At 65.5% G+C, this 1435-nt stretch carries 1 protein-coding gene; it reads right to left on the minus strand.

Features of this window, described 5'->3' with window-relative positions; translation table 11 throughout:
- Nucleotides 1–1435, minus strand: a 1435-nt coding sequence (locus DB30_RS40835) for an RHS repeat protein (RefSeq protein WP_146662965.1), incomplete at both ends; no start/stop codon positions are given.

A 1435-nucleotide genomic window follows, 5' to 3' on the forward strand; every position in this document is an offset into this window, starting at 1 on the left:
CTCCCGATAGGTCAGCCCGCGCTCGTCGTAGATCGTGGTGATCGTGGCCTCGCCCAGCTGCTGTAGCGTGACCTCGCGGTTGGCATCGTAACTCAGCGCGCTGGTGATCACGCGACCATCGCCAACCTGCTCGGTGGTGAGCGTGAGCTCGTTGAGAACGTCATACGCAAGCGAGGTCGAGACCACGCCGTTGCCCTGCGGCGCACCTGCACAATCGAGCGCCTCGTAGTCGACGCGGACCAGGTTCATGTTGGCGTCATAGATGTGATCCGTGTACGCCCGCGTGGCCGCACCGCCTCCGCATGTCGCAGGGCACGTGGTGGCAGGACCCAGCTCGCGGACCAGCTCGTCGCGCGCGTTATAGAGGTAGAGCTTGTCGTTGCCGCGCGGGTCTACGCGCCGGACCTCGTTGCACGCGGCGTCAAACTCCTTGGTGGTCGTCAGCGCCAGCCCATCAGGGTCGACGACCTCCTGACGAACATGCCCGTCATCGGCGTACGTGAAGACCACCTCGCGGCGGACCCCCTCTGGGTCCGCGGGCAGCTGATGCCGGGTCAGCTGCCCGACAGAGCTGTACTCCATGTCTTCGCGGGAATCTGGCTCGGGGTGAATGATCGAGGTGCGATTCCCGGCGGCGTCATAGCGTGCCTGGGTGACGTTGCCGCGCGCGTCGGTGGCAAGCACGACGAAGTCTTGGGCGTCGTGTTCGTTGCCGAGTCCCGGCGCGTACTCGAACAGCTCGCGGATCGGGGGGAACCCGCTGTCACACGCTTCGCCCTCATGGCGACGCTCTCGCAGGTTGCCTCGGATCCGCGGCGACGCGGCGGAGTTCAGGTCTCCCTCGTAGATCGAGACGGTCGCGTTACCCCGCGGGTGGACGACGCGGCTGACGTGGCCATCGGCGTTGTAGGCGAACCGCGTCTCGAAGTAGTCCGGGTCATCGGACCGCAGCTTGTCCACAGGTGGGTTGAGCAGCACCGTGGTCGGCAGATCCGGGTTGGCGAACCCGGTGTACTCCCGGCGCAGCACGAGCTGATTATGCGCGTCGAAGAAGTGCGCGCTCACCCGGCCCACCCGATCATTCACCCAGGCCATCGCAACCGCGAAATTATTGTCAGGCGCGGGCCCAACACTGGCGTACGTCATACTGATACGATCATCGGGATCGCCCCATGCCTGCGCGACGAGTCGATCAAACACGTAGTCGCTCGGGTCGACGGTGCTAGCGTAGGTGTTGCGCAGGTAGGTCTGCCCCAGGCTGTCCTCGATCGTCAGCAGGTTGCCATCCAGCTCGGAACGCCCGGTGTCCCTCGCGTAGGTGTACACGGTCCGCGTCCCATCCGGGAAGTCGTTGCCGGTGACGGTGCCAGTGATCGGGGGAAGCGTGACGCTGCGAAGATCATGCAGGTTCCCGCCCGGCTCGTCGGCCCCGTAG

The sequence above is a fragment of the Enhygromyxa salina genome, from assembly GCF_000737335.2.
GTDB lineage: Bacteria > Myxococcota_A > Polyangia > Nannocystales > Nannocystaceae > Plesiocystis > Plesiocystis salina_C.